We start from the raw sequence: 22722 nt of genomic DNA, 5'->3' as shown, positions 1-22722 counted from the left end.
ATTATACCATTTTTAAGCCATTTTTTCTATATCAGCTTTCTGTGGTACTTGACAGTTGCCTATAAAGTTAAAGTAAACATCAACTTGCTGTTTTCTATCTTTCCCTTTTCTTCCCCCTGTCGCTTCATGAACTACAACTTTTTCTATATACTCATTTATCATTGGTACTGTCAGTTCTTCAATATCGGTATATTTCTCTATCATTTTTAGGAATTTATCGGTGTCAACTTTTCTCTGATGATAGCTTTCTATTTCCTCTTCAAAATACTGTATTTGCTTTTCTAAGTCTTGTTGCTCTGTATCATAGGTATTAAATAATCTGTCAAAATGTTTTACGGGAATTTTTCCAAGTGCGTGGTCTTCATATAGTTTTGTAATAAGGGTGGTTAGTTCTGCATTTCTTGATAACAACTTTTCTAATTTTTCTTTATCTCCTTGATACTTTTCTTCTCTTTTTTCATCAGATAACTTATTCATCACTTTTAGAAATTCTTGCTTTTCTTCTTTTGCGAAATCGGTTATTTCTTTGATTGATTTTAAGAGAATTTCATTCACTGTTTTTACTTTGATGTAGTGCATACTGCAAGTGCCTTTTCTGTGTCTGTAATGTTGACATACAAAAGAGTAATCACTATCGTATTTCTTTTCTTTATGTTCTGCCGGCTCTCTGTAGCTTAATTTACCTCCACAATCTGAACAGATTAAAAGCCCTGTAAATGGGTGTGAGGTTGTCCCGTACTTCGGACTTCTTCTTACTGTTTTTCTTAGCCTTTGGGCGTTATTCCATGTTTCTTCATCAATGATGGCTTCATGGGTATTTTTGAAGATAATGAGTTCATCTTCTTTCGCCTTTCTGCGTTTCTTAGTTTTGTAATCAACGCATATTGTTTTACCAAGAACAGTATGACCCATATATTCTCTTTTTTCTAAGATATAGCCTATTGTGGTCGGTGTCCAAAAATACGGGTCTTCTATTCCTCTTTTCTTAGAACTATGGTTATTTTCAGGATAATGTATTTCTGCATAGGCTGATGGAATAAGGACTTTATCTTTGGTTAGTATATCTGCTATCTGTGTTACGCCATATCCCTCTATTACAAGCCTGTAAATGCGTTTTACGACTTTTGCACTCTCTTTATCGACAAGTAGCTCCTGTTTGTTCTTAGGGTTTCTATAATAGCCGTATGGAACGCTTGGCGATACTCTTTTACCCTCTTCCATTCTTGCTCTGAAGATAGATTGTATTTTTCTTGAGGTATCCCTTGCATACCATTCGTTCATAATGTTTAAAAATGGGGTAAAGTCGCTTTCTGCTTGTTTCTCACTGTCTATTCCGTTATTGATTGCAATAAATCTTACACCCTTTTCTTTGAAAAGTATTTCGGTGTAAAAACCTACTTTGAGGTAATCTCTACCAAACCTACTCATATCTTTTACTATCACAGTAGATACTTTGTTTTCTTCTACTGCTTTTATCATCTTTTGAAATCCCTCTCTATCAAAGGTTGTTCCGCTTACTCCGTCATCAGTATAGTGATAGATATTTACAAAGCCGTTTCTTTTGGCATAGCTTTCAAGCAGCTGCTTTTGATTAGTGATGGAATTGCTTTCTCCTTGCATTTCATCATCACGACTTAAACGCTCGTAAAGGGCTGTTTGTCCTGTTCTTTTCGTATTTGACATGAGAATTACCTCCTTTCCAAGTTTTATTATTTTCTCTGTCCTTATAAGGTTAATCCTTTAGGGTCTGTTACTACATAGGAAGAGTGCATTTGCATTAGATTTGGCTTTACATAAAATCTCGTTTTACCTGATCCAGAACCTCCTATTACTAATACATTTTTATTTCTAGCATATTTAGGATTTTTAGGTCTTGAGTTCATTGTAAGTCTTTCGGTATTAGTTATAAGAACATTGTTTTAAAACTTAGGGTCAATATATGGAGCAATATCCTTACTTTCTCCCCATCTTGCAGATCCATACTCTTTACCTTGCTTATATTTCTTTTTATTTTTTCCTTTGCTGTAAACAATTAGCTTAACAATGGCAGCAACTGAAATACCTACTAACAAGTCCCTTAGATTAAGGCTTGGTATATAAGATAAAGTTCCTGAACTGACAATTGATACAAATTTGTTAATTGATAAATTTGTACGATAAATTCTATAAAACTATTAAGATAGATGATATTAAAGAAGTAATTTGCATTAAAAAAATAAAACCATCTATCTCTAAAATGAAGCTAGAAGATAAATTGGTTTCCATTAAACTTTTAAATCAGATATATAATGCAGAAAGTCCAAGCTACTTACAAGATTATTCTATACAAATTGTGGAAATTCCTGGCATATAAGATGCTCTTAATTTGCTAGCATAAGTTAATGATGATTTTAATCTTTTAATAATTCAAACCAAATCATTATAGCTTCTTTTGCATCTAAAACGCTAAAATTAGAATAATTAGCTTTTATTGTTTTTAAAATGTTGCCAAATTTATCTAGTTTCATAGCCTTATTCCTTTTCTTTTACGAGTAGTTCACTTTCTATTTTACTTATATTTTATCTTTTTTTACTATCCAATTTATAACTCCATCATTCGATATATAGCCCTCAAGTTTTCGTCCCTCTAAAAGTTGCATTGACTGGAGCGTATATTCTTCTTTCTTTGCAAATTCCAATTCTATTTTTAAATCTTTTATTGAAATTTCTAAAAATGGATATGAACTTAATTTATCTTCAATTTATTTAATTTTTTTCATATCTCTCATTTTCCACCAAACCTTCTATATTCCTATAATCCAAACAAAAATAAAATATACTACATAGAGTAAAATTGTTTGGATTGTAGGTATAATAAACTCACTTAAATCTAAATATTTGCTGAATTTTTCATCTTTTTTGTTTTTATAATAAAGTTTTTTATTTCTGTAAAAAATTTTCATAAAAATTTTCTCCTATCGAAAATTTATTATTTATGTAAATTGCTATCGTTCATAATACAAAATAAAACATTATCATCAACATCAAATAATCTATATCTAAATTTTAAGATTTATTTGCTTTTATATTTTTATTTTCGTAAATCATAAAAAACTACTGCTGAACACAACATAAATAAAGAAATCGGATTATATCCCTTTTTTATACCTACTATTAAGATTATAATTATAATGATTAGGGTTACTATTTTTTTTATTAATTTACACTTCATAACTTTTTAAACCTTATATTCAATTTTCATATATGTTGAGAATAATTTTTTATTATTATTTAATGCATTCATTTTTAACAATCTATTTTCGATATTTATTTTATATTTTTTATTATTTATCTTGCAATTTTACAAAAAAGAGCTGAAGTAATGATTACATACTGGAATAATAGACAACAACTCTTTAATAATAAAACTATACTGTAAACAGGTTTCTTTTAAATATTTAGCTATCCATCCAACGGAGTAACCATTCCCTTTTAAAGAGTTTTAAATTACTTTCACCTTTTTCTTTGTACATTATGTTTCCTCTTTTACATCCATTCGATAAAAAGTTTTAGCTAATCCTTAAAAAGTCCGCCGCTTCTTTCGTGTTAAATATCTCCTTTTGAGTTTTTGAATTTATAATCAAAAAGTCTATTTTACAATTCAAAATTTCTAAATCTTCATTTAAAACAATAATTCCCATGTGCTCCTCCAGAATTTTTCATGTATCTATTATTCGCATAATGCACAAAATAGCAATAGATTTTTTATTATTTTATCGCATATATGCGACTATTAAAGTCGTAGTACATTTGTTCTATATATCAATCCTTTTTTCGCATTTTATACAATTATTTTATTTTTCTTATTTTTGCGTTGCATAAATGCGAATATTTTTGTGAAATATACCTAGGTGATAAAATGCAAACAGGAGAAAAAATAAAAAAAAGAAGGTTTGAACTTAGATATTCTGTCCAATACTTAGCGGATCTTATAGGTAAAAACAGGGCAACTGTATATAGATATGAAAATAATGAAATACAGAACTTTCCATTAGATGTAATCGAACCCATAGCGAAAGCTTTAAATGTAAGCACCGGTTATTTAACAGGTTGGGATGAGTACGATTCAAATATTGAATTCATAGATTTATCTGATACGGTAAGTATTCCTGTGGTTGTAAAAATCCCTGCCAGTGTTCCTATCGAAGCCATAAAAGATGTAATAGAACATATAAACATTCCAAAAAAATGGACAAATAATGGAAAACAATATATCGGACTGAAAGTTAATGGAGATTCAATGTACCCTATCTTTTTGGATGGCGATACAGTTATAATACAGCTTCAGCCAATTGCAGAAACAGGTGATATATGCGACTGTTATGTTAACGGTTATGATGTTATATTGAAAAGAATAATTTTAACTGAGAAATCAATAACATTAAAACCGGAAAATCCAAATTATTCACCAAATACATACACACATCCAGGCGAAGTCAAAATCTTAGGAAAAGTTGTTCAAGTTTGAAGAGATATGCAATTCCTTTGATTATGAATTTACTAATGGACCTCTTGAGGGAACTCATACTAAGATAAAAACATTAAAGAGAAACTGTTTTGGTATGAAAAATTTTGAAAGATTTCGAAAGTGAATTATGCTTTGTTGTAAATGACAGGTAGGAAAGCGGGAAAATTTTCGAAAACCCCTAGGGGTTTTGTTTACTATGGTCTAAAACATAAGATTTTATTTTTATTTAAAGTTTAGACTTATATTTAGGTACTTTTATTGATTTTTACAGTAAAAGAGAGACTCGATTTTATCGAGCCTCTCCAATATTTGACATAGAGCCTTTTTATCTTAGAACTCTTTGAAATTTGTCTTGAATAATTTCAAAACCGTCCGTATTGATATTGAAAGTGATATTTGTCTTATCTATTCCTCGGCCTTTGTAAGTTTTGCCGTCATGCAAGAAAGTATTGCTTGCGCACAAAATATCCGCATAAGCCCACATCGAAGAATTAATATCCTTATAGTTTATAAGACTCTTATCATTTCTTACGATATAAGTGTCATCTAAAACTCTGTTGAAAGCTCTGTTGGATACGGCCGCAACTTCTTGTCTTGAAATCGGTTCGTCAGCCTTAAATTCCGCAAGACCTCCCGTATAAATTACGAGCCATCCTTCGTTATAAGCCGCTTCAACTTCATTCATAGCCCAGTGTCCGTCTCGCAAATTCAGATGATTTCCATTTCCGTTAGGAATTTCTTGGAATCTTCTTAAAGTTGAAATCCACTCAGCTCTCGTGATTTTTTGTTGTGGTCTGAAATATCCGTCATCATAGCCCTTGAATACATTGGCTTGAGTCGTAATTTTAACCGCTTCAGTGTACCACGCATCTCCAACATCTTTGTAGTTCAATTCGTAAGACAGGTTATAATTGTAGCCGTCTTCTTTAAGAGCATTCGCCAAAATTTGAGCAGCTTCCGCTCTTGTCAGTCCGTCATATGGTCTGAATTCGCCTTCAAAACCTTGCATATATCTTACTTCTTTGCGATAAGAATTATCCTTAATAGGAACTTTTACAACCTTCATTTCAACTATTGTTTCCACTACGGTTCCCATGCGTTCAGGATATCCAGGTCTGTACGGTGGATTCGGTTGGCCCGGATAGTCCGGATTCGGTTGGTTCGGATTGATCGGTCTTAGTTTTCGTTGAACGAAAACTTTTATAGTTACAATATCCTTAGTTCCGTCATTGTAAGTTATTTCAACCGTTGCCGTTGTTATTCCTGGTTTGCTTACATCCGGAGGATTTATAACTATTAAGTCTACAATTGTTTTTCCTGCAGGCGGATTAATCTTGTCTTTATAATCCTGTTCCTTAGGATATATTCCTTCTTCGGTAATAACGTCTCCCGATTCAGGCGCTCTGTCATACTTGGCTATAATTCTAGTTTCAGCTTGAATAAATCTACGAGCTTCTCCTCTGTATTCTGGATTTGTACCCCCTTCAATATACCATCTGATAAATCTTGCACCATCTTGCGCATTAATTTCCGGCAAAGGAATCACAACTTCCAATTCAGGATTTACATAGTATGTTTTATTTTGCGAATCGTCATTCAAAACTGTCGGCACAACCGTAACTTTTACATAATTTGTAGGAGTGTCCGATGTTTTATTTCCGTTAGTATCTCCAGGATAAATATTATCATAAACTTTTACGGGAACTTTTATAGTTTTTATCGTGCCATTGTTAAATTCTATTTTAACTTCAGCTTCACTCATTCCAGGTTTACTTACATCAGGATCCTTTGTAATTTCAAAACTTGAAACATTGTCATCGAATGTTATTCCGTCTTCGCCGAGTTTCATTTTTACAGCATTTTCATAATCTGAAAGTTCAGGCTCTTTTCCTACATAAGTTTCAACGGTTGTTGCATCAATTGTTGGTTCAGGAACTTTACTTTCATATTTTGCTGTAATTATAGTTTCAGGCTCAGTAAATATAGCTGTCAATGGACTTGACCATTCTTTAAATACCCACTTAATTTCTTTTCCTGAAACATCTGTAACGACATTTCCATTAGCGTCCCTTGCAGTATCTCCTATAGGTGTTGGAACATTTATAGTAACATTAATATTTGGTTTTACCCAGAATATCTTTTCAAACTTAGTAGCATCAGTTGCCTTTTCAACACCGTCTTCAGTAGTTTTAACAATAACCTTAACAAAGTCATTTGGTGTGTCTTGTGGTTTTTCTGTGTCTGTTTGTTCAATCACATTTGGTACATATTGAGCTACAAGGGTTATATCCTTCATAACATTATCAGTCGCAGGATCAAAATCATTTCCATCAACTTTCCAGCCTATAAAAGTATAGTTTTCTTTTGTAGGGTTTGTTACAGGTGTGATTTTTGCATTATGTTTTACTTTTTGTATTGGAATATATCCTCCACCATTAGTATTAAATTCAACATTATGCAATCCTTCTTCCCATACCGCTTCAGCAATCGTATCTTTTTCTATCTTAAATTTTGCACCCGGAGCATAAATTGTTCCTTCTATCTTCCAGCCTGTCAATACATAATTGTCTTTATTTAAGTCATTTCCACCGGCTAAAGTAATTTCCGTTCCTACATCATACGATAACTCTGCAGGTACTGTTCCAGTAGTTGCGTCATCAGCTTTATATGTCATTTTAACTTTATCAAGCTTAAATCTTGCTACATATTTTTTGGAAGATGTGATTTCTTCACTAGTGTCTATAGTTTCATACCACTTGTCAAATACATAGTTAGCATCTGGTACTGGCGTAGGAACTATAAGCCCATTTGAACCTACTTTAACATTCTTTAATGGATTTACATAGTAAATTTTATTTCCACCTTCAAGTCCTCCATTAGCATCTGCTATAAATTCAACTTTGACATAACCAGGATGTGCAATTGTATCCACATCAGGAAGTGCTTTGAAAATAAATTTATAAGCTGTATCACTTGTATATTTCTTAGTAGTGATTGCATCTTGCCATATTCCACCATCAGCTGTATAACCTGTATTTGCTGTCTTAGAAATTCCATCAGCTTGAGCTGTCAAGTCAATTCCTTTTAAAGGATTTACATAATAAACAGTTGTTCCTGACAAGCTACCGTTGTCGTCAGATACAAATGTAACTTTTACATAACCCTTAGGTTGTGATTTATCTCCTGGAATTATGTCAGCTAAACCTTCATATAAAGCAGTTATTTCATAGGTTCCAGTATTAGCTTGAAGTGTAACTGTTGTTCCTTTATCCCACTTATTGAATTTATATCCTACAGTCGGATTAACTGTAGGTTCCGGTATGTTTACTTCTACTCCCGGTTTTATCCAGTAAGTTGTTGTTCCTGACAAAGTTCCATGGTCGCCTTGTTTAAATTCAACTTTTACATAGCCTGCTACTTCCGTTTCTGAAATATTTCCAGGTTCGTTGTAAAGTGCTTTTATTACATCATTATCTTGATATTGAATAGCTTTGTTTATACTTGTGTCCCAACCCGCTGAAGTATATCCTGTATCAGGATTTATAGTAGGAGCTTTAGCTTCAAGTACAACCGCTTTGTTAGGATTGATATAGAAAACAGTATTTCCTGTCAGATTTCCATGTTCTCCTTTATCAAATCTAACCGTTATATAGCCTTCTGGTTTTGTGTTAGGCTTTCCATTATTATCCTTTTCAGGTATTACATCGTCAATAGTATTGTATTGTGCAGTAACTGTTTCCTCTTTGGTTATAGTAAAACTATCATCTTTATCCCATTTGTCAAACTTATATCCGATTTCTGCTGTTACTGTCGGTTTAACTATTTCAGCATCGCCAAGTTTTTTACTTGCTTTAGGATTTACATAGTAAACTGTTTGTCCTGTTATATCTGTTCCGTGGTCGCCCTTTACAAAGGTTACCGTTACATAGCCGACAGGTTTTTCGTTCGGTGTTCCGCCTATCGGATCAGTTGACGGGATTATATCTTCAAGTTTTTTGAATTTTCCTTCTACCGTTGTATCTTGAGTGTAGATAGTTTCTACTGTGGTATCCGGATTCCAATTATCAAACTTATATCCAATTTCCGCATCTGTTTTTGGTGGATTAATGGTTACTCCTGTATTCGGTTTTACATAATAAGCCGATTTTTCGCCATTAGCTATATTTCCACCTTGACCTTCAATAACAAAAGTAACTGTCCAATAACCGTTTGGTTTTATGTTTTCTGTTCCGTCATCTTTTGTCTTTGGAATAACATCATTCAAATCATTAAAGCTTCCTATGATTGTCGTGTCGTTAGCGTATACTGTCGGTATTGTGGTGTCTTTATCCCATAAACCGAACTCGAATCCTGTGCTTGCTTTTGTTGTTGGCGGGTTGATTGTTACGTATTCTGAAGGGTTTACGTAGAATTTTGTTACGCCTTCAATTGAGCCTTTAGTTGCATCTTCAGGCTTAATTACAAACATTACTTCTTTGTAGCCGTCAGGTTTAGTGTTTAGTTTTCCATTATTATCCTTTTCAGGAATAACTGTATCCAGCTTTGTTGCTTTTGCTGTTACTACTATATCAGCAGCTTGAATTTCAAGTGTGTCTTCCTTATCCCAATTATCAAATTTATAACCTGTATTTGCAGTTACAGTTGGCTTAGCTAAACTTGCCAATGTTATGCCTGCATTTGCCTTTACATAGTAATATTTTACATTTGATAGCGTAAGTCCTTCGCCTGCTTCAAATTTAACTCTTACATAGCCATCCGGTCTTGCGATTGGTTCGTCCGGGTTGTAAGGGATGATATTTGTTACATCCTTGTATATTGCAGTTATTTTTGTTTCTTGAGTAAATTGCCCTTTTATTTCACTTGTCCAAGTTCTCGTTGTGGTTTCATCAGATTTCCACTCGTTAAATGTCCAAGCTTTTTCAGGCTCTGTTCCTGTTTTTGGAATTACTTTTCCTATAGGATTATATACCGGAATTGTAATCTCTTTTGTAGGATTAACCCAGAATGTCTTTGTGAATTTAGTTGCTGTTGTTGCATTGTCAGTTGTATCAACAATAACTTTTACAAAAGTATCAGGCACATTTGGTTTTTTGTTTGGATCTTTTTGTTCTACAACATCAGATGCAAAATCAGGACGAATTTCTGTAATTTTTTCAAACTTATACCTCTTCTTAATACCTTGATCTTCAAAGATATATTTTCCATCTGTATTTACATCAGTATTGTCAGATGTCCAGTAATTAAAGCCCAAGTCTTTCTTTTCAGCTTCTGTAAGTTTTATTTCAGGAATCTCAACGAGAGCTTTCGGATTTACATAGTAAATCTTGGAATCTTTTTCGTCCGGTTTGCCTGTAGGATTTACCATAACTTTTACATATTTTCCTGTTACGCCTACCAAATCTCCGTCAGGTTCCGTTGTTGCATCTTTTAAGACTTTTGGCATATCTCCAGATGTCAAGGCTTCGTAACGGTTTTTGTAAACTTTAATAGGAATTTCAACTTCTTTTTCTTCGGTGTTACCGTTAAATGTAACTTTCGCCTTAACCAAAACCGTTCTAACCAGTTCTTCGCTGTCAAGTTTATTTAATTCCTTTAATTCATCATAAATTCCGTCGTAGTTTTCAATTTTTACGGTTGCATCTGCAGGCAAATCAGCTTCTTTACCGGCAGCATTTATCCATCTGATTTGTGCCTTCAATTCTTCTTCAGTCGGCACAAAATCGTTGACACCGGTTAGAGATTCCGTTACAACCAACTCTTTTGCAATTACACCTTGCCAATCGTACAGTGCTGTAAAAGTGTAATAACCCGGAGTTTCATTTTCTATAATTGTACTTGGGTTTAAAAGCGGTTTTTTATCCCATTTGGCAAAGTTCTTTCCAGCATCTGGAGTTATATAATATTTCTTTGCTTCCTTCACGTCGCCTTCGTTAAATTCTTGAGGAACGAAAAGATTATCCGATTTAAGTCCTTTTAGTACGTCATAGTAAACTTCTTTTACTGAATTTCCGTCTTTGTCCGTAAAGCTACCACCGTCTCCAGATTTAAATGTTACTCTAATGTAGCCTTGAGGTATAGGATCGTCCTTATTTTTTCTTTCAACTACACGAGAATCTCTGTAATAGAATGTAATTTCGTCAGAGTTTGTTCCGTTTATACCTTTAAATTCTCCAGTATTTTCATCTATATCATAGAAAAGTTGTTGTTGTGGTTCGCTAACCAAAGTCCAGCCCGGAATCGATCTATAATTTCTGACATCATAATGACGATTTTTACTTACAACCGGCTCTTGGCCGATGATACTGTATTCATTAACAGCTTGTTCTATTGCTTCTTTCTTTTCGTCTTCAGATAATCCACTTGCATTGATTTCTGAAATTTTATCTTTAACTCTAATGTCCAAATAATTTACTTTGTAATTACGAGTTTTAAAATGACGATAATAGAAGTGGAAGACATTGTTCTTTACATCAGGATTATCAACCATATCTCCTTCAGCGTTCATTATTTTTTTAGGTTCAACTTTTATGGAATGAAAACCTGTATTGTTAAAGCCTAATCTGTCATTATACTCAGTATAAACCCCTTTTACTTTTGGGTCAGGTGAGTTTACTAATTCAGCATTAGGAACCAAAATCCATTCTTCATTTTGATATTTTGCACTGGCAGAAACATAAAAATGCGCTCTCGCTTCCGGGATTGTAATTTTCTTTAGTGCATCTTTTATTTCAAATCCTTCTTCATCTATAAAGTGATGATATGCGACAACTTGCATCTTATTGTTTTCGATCCAAATAGCTTTCAAATAAACATCACTAACTAAATTGTTTCCGAACGGGTAAAGTTCTGGAACTCCATAAGTTTTACGATAGCTTGTATCAACTCCGGTTATATTTCCTTCATCATCTTTCAAATGTCGTACCCATTCCCAGCCCAAAAAGTCATATCCTTTTCGTGTAGGCGTAGGAATATTCTTTAAATTTTGTCTATGTTGAACTTTGAAAACTTGATTGTTGCCTTCATTCGGTTTCTTACTTGCCAAATATTCTCCCTGAGCATTTGGATTTACCAAATCGCTTACATCTAAATCAGGCACCTCACCGCCGGCAGGATCTACGGTAACTTTCCATTGCACATCAGGTTCGTCCCATTTAGCGTAGAGAATCAAATCGTAATTCGGCATCGTTTCGTTTCCGTCTTTCACCAAATTTTTTCCCGCAGAGTCCAAACAATATCCTTTAAATTCCCAGGTAGCAGGTACCCAAGCAGGTTTTACCGGCTTGTATTTTTGATCCAAGTTCAAGTCCTTCAAAGGTCTTTCGTAGAACTCGTCGAACCTGTCCACTCCATCCGTGTATTCTGAGTCGTTTTTCTCTCTTTTGGGATCGTTGTTTAGTTTTAACTTGTACTTGTTACGAGTGTAGTTTGCAAAGTTGTAGCGATTTTTTCCATCAAAGGATTTTGTGCCCCAAGGAAATTTAGCGATGTATTCTATCTTGTCAGCATCGCTTCTAAAAGGCGTTTTCTTATTTCTCGCATTATTTACATCGTTAATCGTTCTGTAATTACTAGTTGTTGGTTCAGCCAATACCCACTCTGCGTCCCTTGTATCTTGTTTAAGGGTAAAGCCTTGAAGATTAGGCAAAATGAAGGGATAGGATGCATTCGTGTCACTCTTCCAATAGGAAAGGTCATAATCTATTTGCTCATTGCCATCGAAATCGTCTTTTATAATATCAATGTGGTGGACAACGGATTCATCCCAGGATGTTGATCCAAGGGAAATCTCATATTTTTCCCTATCTTTGGTTTCATTTTCTCCTAGGGGTATTTTATCACTGTGACCATGTCCCTCATAATCTCCTGTACCGACTACATCTTGACTGTCTATAAAATCTTCTACACTTAAGCGATAAGGTGGCGTGTCACGAAAAATTAGTTCTCCTGGTTCATTAACATTAATTGTCCATCCTATTGGACCCATGTCTACACCCGGGGCGCTACTGGCAGGCGGAAGTCCTGAAATCTCCTCATCCTTTGGCCATATCTTATCTAAGCTTTGGTTGAAGCGTGCCTCTACTTTATAAGGAGATCCTTTTTTTCCTATGACTTGTCCATTTCTTGTTATAGTAGGCCAATAGCTAGATGAGGGATCCCATCCCTCTTCATTAGCGCCTGTAAAGTAAAGGGTATAGACTCTGCGGTCGTAGTAGACATTGTAGACCGTTTCACCGGTGGATGATACCGCCTCTTGAACGTTAGGATTGCTTTCGGATACATTCTCGATTCTAGTCAATTCTTCATTCAAGAAATAATATTTGGCAAATACTTCTGGATCTGCCCATGCTTTTTCCATTCTTCCATTTTCTAAATTCGGAAATCTGATGCCATTTATTGATACTTGAGTCAAGTTAGGTCTAAGACCCGTATCAACGTCTTTTACAACTTTTGATCCGATAAAGTCATAGCGGTCACGCAAAGGAAGATTTGTGTTCTTGTCGTCATAATCCGACTTTTCAGACCAAAATAGTATTGTATAATCAGCTTTTTGTTTTTCCTTCCAAACTGCAGTAAATGTAACGCTTCTCGCCGGCATAATCAAATCAGCAGCCAAATCTTTAATGGCATTGCCGTTAGCATCCGTAATTAATTCATCTTTATTAAAAGTTTTCGCTACTCCGCCGACTTCCCCCTCTAGTTCGACAGACGGTTTCCAGCCCAAAAATATAGCTCCATTTTTAGTAGGTTCTTCCACTTTAGGCATTATTTGACCATAATACAATACTTTACTTGCTACCGACGTTCCACCTTCGGTATTGAACTTCATTTGATAAGATTGACGATTGTAGCGATATTCTACTTCAAAATTATTTACATCTTCCGGCACCAAAATCGTTAAATATGGCGCTTCAGGTTTAAAACCTGGAATATCTTGCTCTAATAAAGGTGTGATATTCAGTGTTGATCCAGTATCACCGAGTTGAGTTGTATGAACAACCTCTAGGTCCTCTGGTCGTTTGCCGTATTTATTAAAATCTCTTAGATCTTGAAAAACGTGCTTAATTTTAACGTTATTTTTCGTTGGATGATACACAAATTCCTGCTTTGCATAGTAATTAAAACCATCTTGCATTCCATTAAGTGCTTTTCCTTTGATAATATCGTAAGTCAGCTTATAAGACGGCGGTTTTGGTGTTCCATAGCCTTTAAATTCAGGAAGTTGAATTGTCTTGTCTACCTTTGCTTTTTCTTCATTTGTAGCTTTCTCTCCGACACTAGCTACGTAAGGCTGAAAGTTGATTTTCGTTTCACCGTCTTTTTCAACCTTATAATCTGTCTGCAAAGTATAGATGGCAGGCTGCTCCGGATCTCGTAATTTTTCCTCCGCATTTTCACCTTCAGCCAAAACCCACGGATCAACCGTCATATCATTGATATAACGAGCTGTTTCGTTGACTAAATCGTTATAGTTCACAGGTTCTGCGAAAGCTTGCAAAGGCATCGCTGTCAGCAATAAAATTGCTGCCAACAAAGTTGCCGTCACTCGTTTTAAAAAACCTTTTGAATTACTCTCAAAAACATTTCTCATTTTTTTCCTCCATATTCATCTTTCTATTTATGTTATTATAGTAATAATTTCTAAAATTTTAGTATAGATTAATTCTTTCTCATTAGATGAGTATAGCATAATATGCTTTTCTTTTCAAAATTTTATATGTTATAAAATTTAATTCATTCTCAACTGTCAAGACATATGTTACACTTATAGTACTTTTATACAATTCTTTCAAAAGCTTAATTGTTTATTAAAAAGGAAACGAATGATTGTCAAGGGCTTTAGAGCGAAGCGTACCTTAACATTAATGAGTTTCCTTTTTATAATTTTTAAAGCTTTTGAAGATAGTATTCTTCTATTTTTTCATTTGGAATTTTGAAATTCAATACATATTTTGCTGTATTATTGTATATTTCTTCATACTATTTTATTTTTGTTTCTAATTCTTTTCTTGTATGAGCATTTGGGCTTGTTTTTGTGGCTCTTGATTTTAATGTAAGACTTCTTACATTTCCGCTATATTTTTTTAACTGCCTATACACAAATTGTCGGTTAGTGTGATATCTTCTTGCAGCTTTTGTAACTCCATTTTTTAATGCGTATTCACATAATTTTTGACGGAATATCATTTCTTCTGTCATTATATTCATAGAGAGGTCTCCTTTTAATACTTTTTTCGTTTATCTTATTGTATCAAAAGTACCTTTCTTTTTTCTATTTAATCTGTAACATATGTCTTAACACATAACAAAAATTAAAATAAAAAATACCCGATAATTTTTACATTACCGGGATTTAAATGGCGCACCATAGAGGATTCGAACCCCTGGCCTTTTGGTCCGTAGCCAAACGCTCTATCCAGCTGAGCTAATGGTGCGTATTTTTTAATACTAATTTAGTATATACCAATCTTTTACAAATTTCAATTATTTTTCAATGACAAATATCTTTGGTTTTTTTGATATAATTGTATTCATAGAGAGAATCAGTCCTTTTTTAAAATTTTGGTTAATTTAATTATATAGGATATCTCTCTTTTTCTTTTATTTTGTATCACATCAATTGTAACACTACAAATATTTTACATAAAATTAAATTATTTTTTTGCATAATTATTTTATCTATGATATACTATAAAATTTTACTTTTTTTGATTTTTCTGATATACTTTAATATGGTATAGGAGGTAAAAATGTTTAATATTGGTGATAAGGTAGTTTATCCTATGCATGGGGCAGGCACCATAGTAGCTATCGAAGAACGAGAAATTCTGGGAAAAAAGCATAAGTATTATATTATATTATTACCAATCAATCGTTTAAAGGTGATGGTGCCCGTTAAAAATGCTGATGCTGCTGGACTTAGAAATATATTGGAAGTAGAAGATATGGAGAAAGTTTTAACTGCACTTTCTTCTGATGTCATAATGAAGATGCCCAAAAATTGGAACAGACGCTACAAATTTAATTTAGAAAGAATTAAATCAGGCGATTTAATGGAAATTGCAGATGTTATAAAATCTCTTGAAAAGCTAGATACAAAAAAATCTTTATCTACTGGCGAGAGAAAAATTTTAACTGAAGCCAGATCCATTATTATTTCTGAAATGGCCCTTGTCTTTGACAAGGAAGTAGAGGAAGTTGTTTCAATGGTTGATGAGGCTATTTTCGGTTAGGGGGAATATTTATTAACAAGAATCGCTCTTTAGCAAGAAATATTTTTAAACTTTTATTTACGCTTATAGGAGCAGGTGCTGGTTTATTTATAGTTTCAATCATAAGTGAAATTCAATTTATTAAGAATATTGAAAATGAAAGATTTTTCTTTATTCTTACTTTAGTTATTGTTATTTTATCTGCATTTATCTTTTTTATTATTTCAAATAAAGTTTTTAAAGCACTTATGGAACTATTAACAGTTTGGGAACAGGAACTTAAGAAAAGATCATTTTCTGAAATTATCTTTGCTGTAATAGGAATAATTTTAGGCTTAATAATTGCCTTCCTAATTTCACAGCCAATTTATAAGATACCTATCCCCTATGTTGGCATGGCAATTTCCATTATTTTATATGGAATTTTAGGCTATTTAGGTTTCAGAACTGGCCTTTCTTATAAAGATGATTTAAGTTTAAAAATTAGAGATTTAGTTGCAGGCGGTAAAAAGATTTCAAAAGATAAGGGAAAAATAAAATTTCAGTCCGACCTGCCAAAAGTTTTAGACACTTCTGTAATAATTGATGGAAGAATTTTGGACATAACAAAATCAGGGTTTGTAGAGGGGACAATAGTTATTCCAGTTTTCGTTTTAGAAGAACTTCAGCACATTGCAGACTCAAGTGACTCCTTAAAAAGAAAAAGAGGGAGAAGAGGACTTGACATAGTTAAAGAAATGCAGGGTCTTGAAAATGCGAATATAGTTATTGAACAGTCCCTTTACGAAGACATTTCAGAAGTCGATTCAAAACTTTTAAAACTTACCAGCGACTTAAATGGAAAAATTGTTACAAATGACTATAATTTAAATAAAGTTGCCTTAGTGCAAAATATCCCCGTTTTAAATATTAACGAACTTGCAAATGCCGTGAAACCAGTCTACCTCCCCGGCGAAGAAATGGAAGTTCAAATAATAAAAGCGGGCAAAGAATTAAATCAAGGTCTGGGATATTTAGATGACGGGACAATGATTGTTATAGAAAATGGAAAACATTTAATTGGCAAAACAGTTAACGTTACAGTAACCTCAGCCCTACAAACATCAGCAGGAAAAATGATTTTTGCTAAGCCAAATTAATATTAAGAAATTAAAGGGGGCTGTTGCAAAAGTCCCATCATAGAATCATAACCACCGGCTAAGCCGGTGGTTTGTTTTGCCCCTATAAGGGGCTGTTACTGGCAGCATTCCATGCTTTGAACTTTCTTTCTCGCGCACCAATTTTCACAGCTGGTGCTAAAGCACCTTATTTTTTGCTTTTGTTTACTTGCTCACCCGTAAACGGGTCTACAAATTATTTAATACTTATTTGATCTGCCATGTAATCTTCTTTTAATTGATTTTTTATATATTCTTGTATCTTTTTCGCATTCTTTCCTGCTGTGTCTACATAATATCCTCTGCACCAAAAATGTCTATTTCCATATTTATATTTTAAGTTTGCGTGCCTATCAAATATTATCAGGATACTTTTCCCTTTTAAATATCCCATTGTTTGAGATATGCTATATTTTGGTGGGATTTCCAACAATATATGAATATGGTCTGGACAACATTCTGCTTCTATTATGTTTATTCCTTTTCTCTCACATAAGTCTCCTAATATTTTTCCAATATCTTGTTTTAATCTTCCATATATTACTTGTCTCCTGTATTTCGGAGCAAATACTATGTGATACTTACAATTCCATGATGTATGTGATAAACTGTTTTTATCCATTTTAGGATACCTCCCTTTTCTATTTATGCTACTGCCTGTAACATACTTAGTTTATCACGGGAGGTTTTTTGCTTGAAGCTAAAGCTTGTTTTCCTACCACCAGCATAGCTGGTGGTTTATTCATGCTAAAGCGTACAAAAAATGATGTTGCAGAGTAGAATCATCTATTCTGCAACATCACCCTTTCTTATATTATGGAATTTAATGACCAAGAAAATCATGTACTGTAAAATCAATTAATTTAGGAACCTTATCGCATAAGTCTTCAATTAATACTCTTTCTGTATATTGATGAAAGTCTTTACCCCATGCCCCAAGATTTAATACATTCATTGAATGCTTTTTAATTAATTCCAAAGGTATTTCATAACTATCGCCCCAAAGAATCATATTATTTTTAATATAATCAATAACTTCATCAGATTCAGTAAACATTCCATAAGATAAATCACAAATCCCTGTATAATAATTTTGTACCTCTAAATCTGAATTTAATTTTTCTTTAGAGAATTTTTGTAGTCTTCCAATTAATTCATTCATTTGTTTTGAGGAAAATAAATCCATATTATTTGTACTTGGATAATATGGAGGTGCTATTCCCCACATAACTAAGGGTCTTCTGTCATCATAAAATTCTAATAATTTTTCCATCATCCTATAAGCAGCCTCAGCTCTTGAAATTTTATTATCTTCAATTTTTTCAATTAATTCATCTTCAAGTTCTTTCATCGCATGTAAAAAATTAGGATTCCCTGATTTTAGGATTTCATCATAAACCTCATTATAAAACTTAACATTAGCTTTATAATTCATTTCCCCGTATAAAACCTTAGAGGTTTTTTTGAATTCCGCATAAGATTCTTCCATATCAGCTATAACCTTATCAAAAGCATTAACAGAAATTTCTCTTAACATATTCATTAATTCTTTAGGACCTCTCTTTAAAGGTAATATAGACATATAACCGCCACAATAAATCGGAAGAGATACATCATAAACTTCTTTTCTGTCTTTAAAATACAGCCAAGTTGCCGCTGGTGAAGTAGTATTTCCTGAAACTTCTGAAAAAATTGGATTTAATTCTGTCCTCCTAACAATTTCCGCCATAATATTTATGGGATTAAATCCAGAATAAACTTGACCAACATGAGCAAGCTTTCCTCTTGCTAAACATATTGGCATTATTTTTCCAATCGCACCATCATAAACAACTAGAGTATCTTTTTCTAATCTTTCATGTGGCTCTGAATTAATCATTAAGCCATAATCCAAATCATATTTATTATATAAATCTTCAAGTAAATAAGCAGCTGAACGCATTCCGGCTGATGAATTTTCTTCATCAGGAACACCCATTAAAAGAATAGAACCAGGAAAATCTTCATCTAGTGAATATTCTTCAAAAAGGGCCATATGCATCGCTCCTCCCTGTTTCATATCACATCCGCCTCTACCAAAAAGCCAGCCACCAGCATCTAAATCAGCTTTTGTTCTAGGATCAATTTCAACTTCTCCACTTTTATAAATTTCTTCAAGTTTTTCTGGATCATAGGCAATATCTTTTAATTTACCATAATCATCTACATCAACAGTATCGGTATGATGGATGAAAACAATGGTTTTTTTCGACTTTCCCCTCATTAATAGCCAAGGAATTTCCCTTTTTAAAGCATCCTTATGAACAGGGAAAAATCCATAATCAATAGGATTTTTTGATTCCTTTTTCATCTTTATAAACCACGGTTCAAAAAATTTTTTGTTATTCCTTTCATACTCTGTTGTAGTATGAGTTACAACTTTCATATATTTTTTAATATAATCAAGTATTTTTTCTTCTCTTTTTTTCATAATTACCTCCTATTATTACTTGATTTTTTTAGGATATTTACAATATAATTAAAAATAGTATATATTTTTTAGAAAGGATTATATTATGGAAATACCATCTTTAAAAGATTATGTTTATAAATATATAACCGAATCTATCCAACAGGGAAAACTTAAAGCCAATGATAAAATTAACGAGTCTGATATAGTTAATGCTTTAAATGTTTCCAGAACCCCTGTAAGAGAAGCATTAATTCAATTAGAAGCAGATGGTTATTTAGAATCATATCCTCGCAGAGGATTCTTTATTAAACCGATTACCGAAGAAGAAGCTAAAGACCTCTATGCAGTAATTGGGCAACTTGATGCCTTTGCAGCCGAACTTGCCATTAATCGCCTAAATTCACAAGACCTTGAAAAGATGGAAAAGTTAGTTGAATCTATGGACAAAGCTATATCTAAACAAAATTATAGAAAATATTATGAACTTCAAATAGAATTTCATAATGTTTACACTTTAAAATCAAATAACCCTGTGCTTATAAATACGCTAGACCGATTAAAAAGAAGATTTATTAGGCAAGATTATGGTAGTAACAATGCCGCTAAATTTGGGGAATATTTGTACTCAGCTAACCTTCAACATAAAAGAATTGTAAAATTATTTAAATCTAAAGACATTGCTGAATTAAAACACCTTTTGACTGTTGATCATTGGGCTTTATACTTTGCTGAATTAGATAGTTTTTAATTAATCATTATAAAATATTTCGTTATCTGGCAATCTTTCACCTTTCCCTAAATATCTAGCAGAATAATCTTTAACTAATTTTTCAAATGTAGGGAACAAAATTATCAGAGCTATTAAGTTTGCAAAAATCGGCAGTGCCGTAGATGCATCAGATATCAGCCACAAAGTAGTTCCTGGAAGCCCAAATTTTGTGGCAATTATTACCATTGCTAAACTTGGAATGGGATAAAACCATTTATAAAATTGTAATAACTTTTCTTTTATAGGTTTTTCACCCAATACGTATCTAAGGACAACTTCAATTTGCGTGTATACACCGCTTGATGTGGTTAAACCAAAGAAAAATACACCTATAGCTAACACCATTCTTCCAATATTACCAACACCTGACTCAAAAGCATATAAGGTTAATGTTGCACCATCTAAACCACTACTCCATGCTCCTGATACCATAATTACTAAAGCGGTCATAGAGCAAATTATTAATGTGTCAAAAACTACTTCAAAAATACCCAATATACCTTGTTTCAAAGGGTGATCAACTTTAGCTGAAGCGTGAATCATGGCAGCTGTACCCCATCCTGCTTCATTACTAAAAACAGAGCGGCTCATGCCTGATTGAATTGCAAGCTTGAAAGAAGCCCCTGCAAATCCACCAATAGCGGCAGTACCAGTAAATGCTGATTCAAAAATTAATTTTAATGATGGTATAACATTTTGTGAGTGAATTAGAATAATAAATAAACTTCCAACTATATAGAATATGCACATGAAAGGAACTATTATTGAAGCTATTTTTCCTAATTTTTTCATACCACCGCTAATCATTAAATACAATAATATTGTATAGACAATGCCAACTAAATTTAGATTTAAATTAAATGTATTGCCTACAGCCTCAGAAACTGTATATGTTTGAATATTTAAAAATATACCCATAATGAAACCAAAAGCAAATATAAAATTTAAAATTTTCGCAAAGTATTTATGACCTCTTTCAATACCTATTCCTTTATGAATATAATAGTTTGGTCCTCCATAAGCGTCTTGATTTTTTTCTTTACTCCTAAAAAAAAGGGCTAAAGTAATTTCAGTAGTTTTAATAACCATTCCAAACAACCCAGCTATCCACATCCAAAATATTGCTCCTGGACCTCCCAATGCAATTGCAGCTGCTACACCGCCAATATTCCCAACTCCAATTGTAGTTCCTAATGCCATACTCATTGCTTCAAAAGATGATATAACCCCTGTATTACCAGATTTTTTGTCAGCTTGACCAAATGATTTAAATGCTGTTGAAAAACTCTTTTTAAAAAATCTAAACTGCAGGAATTTACTTCTAATTGTGAAATAAATTCCTGTAAATAGCACAAATAACACAAGAGGCATTCCCCATAAATAATCATAAACTATTACACTTGCTAAATCATTTAAATTCATAGCAGCCTCCTTTTAATACTAATATTTATATTCTTCTAAGTGGATGAGTCAAACAAGTTGGTCCACCAGTACCTCTAAATGACATCTCTTTACCAGGATATGTAAAGACTTTGCAACCTTCTTTTTCCATTAGTTTTTTAATTTTAATTACTCCTTCTATTACTATACAAACTCTGGGTGCTAACGCTAATACATTGCTACCTAAATATGCATATTCATCATCATCTACTTCAAGAAGCTTAATTCCTTTATTGATCAAATATTCTCTAAAAAATACTGGCATAAATTTAGAATATACAACAGCTAGATCTTCATCTATTAGACTAATTACACTCATTAAATGCAAACATTCATCTTCACCTTCTCCATGAGGCATAGGAACAATAATATATTCATCGATAAATGATTTTGTCAATTCCTTAAATTGATTTATACCTTCTAGATTAGTTCTGTAACCGAGACCAATTGCAACAGTCTTTTCATCAATCCAAACTACATCCCCACCTTCCATTTTTCCTGGCACTTCAATTCTACCAAGCGTTGGAATTCCATTGGATTTTAAAAATTCTTCTGTTGCATAAGATTCCTTACTTCTTAACGCTTTCCCCATAGGAAAATAAATTGCTCCCTTATTAGTCACTTTTAATGAATCATGTGCATAAATAGAATCCAATCCCGTTCTATCGTCTTTCGGTAAATATAAAACATTTTCTACATTTTCCTTAATTATATTTTCAAACACCGAATATTCTTCTAAAACTTTGCTATAATCTGGACAACCTATATAATTAAATTTTTCATAAGTTTTTTCCAAATTTTCTTGATTTATAAATGCATCTTTTGGATGCTTAAGTAATATATCCGTAATTTTCGTCACCATAGATTGACAACCGTAATTCATATTAATCCTCCTTGTTTAAAAAAGCATTAATTTAAAATAAAATATTACCAGATAATTTAATTTTAAATTAATAAAAAAGTGAATCTTAATAAAATTCAAGACTCTTTGTAATTGAATGTAACATCAATTATTAGCGCTAACTATCTTATCTTATCTTATATTATATATAATATATTGTATACAATATACGATAGTTTTTTGTATTTGTCAATACTATAAAAAATTTTTTTAATTAATTTGATAATTTATTAAAGATGAATTTAAACAGCTTTTCCTATTTCTTTTAATTTATTATTTTTTTAAT

The 22722-nt window shown here is 32.7% G+C and carries 15 protein-coding genes, 1 tRNA gene and 2 pseudogenes; 5 read left to right on the top strand and 13 right to left on the bottom strand.

Going from position 1 to position 22722, the window contains the following annotated elements:
* Window positions 1–12: 12 nt before the first annotated feature.
* From BQ4446_RS03880 to BQ4446_RS08730, 5 genes and pseudogenes are all read right to left on the bottom strand, one after another.
* Window positions 13–1683 carry a recombinase family protein gene (locus tag BQ4446_RS03880; RefSeq protein WP_071026817.1) on the bottom strand — a complete coding sequence of 557 codons (1671 nt, stop codon included), beginning with the start codon at window positions 1681–1683 and terminating at the stop codon, window positions 13–15.
* Between the two features lie 53 nt (window positions 1684–1736).
* A pseudogene (locus tag BQ4446_RS08250) lies at window positions 1737–2108 on the bottom strand (type IV secretory system conjugative DNA transfer family protein); the annotation flags it as partial.
* Window positions 2109–2390: 282 nt separating this feature from the next.
* Window positions 2391–2507 (bottom strand): replicative helicase loader/inhibitor, encoded by a 117-nt coding sequence (locus tag BQ4446_RS08245; RefSeq protein WP_135100582.1) that lies wholly within the window; start codon window positions 2505–2507, stop codon window positions 2391–2393.
* 276 nt (window positions 2508–2783) lie between these two features.
* A complete protein-coding gene (locus BQ4446_RS08370) occupies window positions 2784–2942 on the bottom strand; it encodes a hypothetical protein (protein ID WP_167632535.1) in 159 nt (52 codons plus the stop codon).
* Window positions 2943–3548: 606 nt separating this feature from the next.
* Entirely contained in the window at window positions 3549–3680 is a 132-nt protein-coding gene (locus BQ4446_RS08730) for a hypothetical protein (protein WP_280630404.1), read from the bottom strand.
* A gap of 218 nt (window positions 3681–3898) precedes the next feature.
* Between BQ4446_RS08730 and BQ4446_RS03875 the strand changes: the two genes are divergently transcribed.
* Both BQ4446_RS03875 and BQ4446_RS08820 read left to right on the top strand, forming a co-directional pair.
* The gene (locus BQ4446_RS03875) at window positions 3899–4507 is read left to right on the top strand and encodes a LexA family protein (RefSeq protein WP_071026815.1); all 609 of its coding nucleotides are present in this window, start codon (window positions 3899–3901) and stop codon (window positions 4505–4507) included.
* A complete protein-coding gene (locus tag BQ4446_RS08820; RefSeq protein WP_083329032.1) occupies window positions 4494–4631 on the top strand; it encodes a transposase in 138 nt (45 codons plus the stop codon). The genes BQ4446_RS03875 and BQ4446_RS08820 overlap by 14 nt, the downstream gene beginning before the upstream one ends.
* Window positions 4632–4832: 201 nt before the next feature.
* On the opposite strand, the gene BQ4446_RS03870 is transcribed toward BQ4446_RS08820, so the two are convergent.
* The 4 genes and pseudogenes from BQ4446_RS03870 to BQ4446_RS03860 form a co-directional block, all read right to left on the bottom strand.
* Window positions 4833–11690 carry an InlB B-repeat-containing protein gene (locus tag BQ4446_RS03870; RefSeq protein ID WP_245149700.1) on the bottom strand — a complete coding sequence of 2286 codons (6858 nt, stop codon included), beginning with the start codon at window positions 11688–11690 and terminating at the stop codon, window positions 4833–4835.
* Between the two features lie 1533 nt (window positions 11691–13223).
* Window positions 13224–13334: pseudogene (locus BQ4446_RS08725) on the bottom strand (hypothetical protein); the annotation flags it as partial.
* Window positions 13335–14485: 1151 nt separating this feature from the next.
* The gene (locus BQ4446_RS03865) at window positions 14486–14713 is read right to left on the bottom strand and encodes a hypothetical protein (RefSeq protein WP_071026811.1); all 228 of its coding nucleotides are present in this window, start codon (window positions 14711–14713) and stop codon (window positions 14486–14488) included.
* A 150-nt stretch (window positions 14714–14863) separates the two neighbouring features.
* Window positions 14864–14940, bottom strand: a tRNA-Arg gene (locus tag BQ4446_RS03860).
* Window positions 14941–15255: 315 nt separating this feature from the next.
* Between BQ4446_RS03860 and BQ4446_RS03855 the strand changes: the two genes are divergently transcribed.
* Together BQ4446_RS03855 and BQ4446_RS03850 are read left to right on the top strand one after the other, a co-directional pair.
* Window positions 15256–15738 carry a CarD family transcriptional regulator gene (locus BQ4446_RS03855; protein ID WP_071026810.1) on the top strand — a complete coding sequence of 161 codons (483 nt, stop codon included), beginning with the start codon at window positions 15256–15258 and terminating at the stop codon, window positions 15736–15738.
* Window positions 15739–15965: 227 nt separating this feature from the next.
* Window positions 15966–16856 (top strand): PIN/TRAM domain-containing protein, encoded by an 891-nt coding sequence (locus BQ4446_RS03850; RefSeq protein WP_335341259.1) that lies wholly within the window; start codon window positions 15966–15968, stop codon window positions 16854–16856.
* Window positions 16857–17070: 214 nt separating this feature from the next.
* Here the strand turns inward: BQ4446_RS03850 and tnpA are convergent, their stop codons facing one another.
* Both tnpA and BQ4446_RS03840 read right to left on the bottom strand, forming a co-directional pair.
* Window positions 17071–17496, bottom strand: a complete 426-nt coding sequence (tnpA, locus tag BQ4446_RS03845) for an IS200/IS605 family transposase (RefSeq protein ID WP_071026806.1) — start codon at window positions 17494–17496, stop codon at window positions 17071–17073.
* A 201-nt stretch (window positions 17497–17697) separates the two neighbouring features.
* A complete protein-coding gene (locus BQ4446_RS03840; protein WP_071026804.1) occupies window positions 17698–19344 on the bottom strand; it encodes a M20/M25/M40 family metallo-hydrolase in 1647 nt (548 codons plus the stop codon).
* A gap of 85 nt (window positions 19345–19429) precedes the next feature.
* Between BQ4446_RS03840 and BQ4446_RS03835 the strand changes: the two genes are divergently transcribed.
* Complete coding sequence (locus BQ4446_RS03835; protein WP_071026803.1) at window positions 19430–20074, top strand: GntR family transcriptional regulator; 645 nt, start codon at window positions 19430–19432, stop codon at window positions 20072–20074.
* Here BQ4446_RS03835 and BQ4446_RS03830 read toward each other — a convergent pair whose 3' ends face one another.
* Both BQ4446_RS03830 and BQ4446_RS03825 read right to left on the bottom strand, forming a co-directional pair.
* On the bottom strand, window positions 20075–21517 hold the full coding sequence (locus BQ4446_RS03830; protein WP_071026801.1) for an alanine/glycine:cation symporter family protein: 1443 nt from the start codon (window positions 21515–21517) through the stop codon (window positions 20075–20077).
* Between the two features lie 25 nt (window positions 21518–21542).
* Window positions 21543–22418: a dimethylarginine dimethylaminohydrolase family protein gene (locus BQ4446_RS03825; RefSeq protein ID WP_071026799.1), complete on the bottom strand. Its 876-nt coding sequence runs from the start codon at window positions 22416–22418 to the stop codon at window positions 21543–21545.
* Window positions 22419–22722 lie beyond the last annotated feature (304 nt).

The organism is Peptoniphilus raoultii, assembly GCF_900099555.1.
Classification (GTDB): Bacteria; Bacillota; Clostridia; order Tissierellales; family Peptoniphilaceae; genus Peptoniphilus_A; species Peptoniphilus_A raoultii.
The sequence above is the reverse complement of the archived record's forward strand: the minus strand, read 5'-3'. Positions and strand labels throughout refer to the sequence as shown.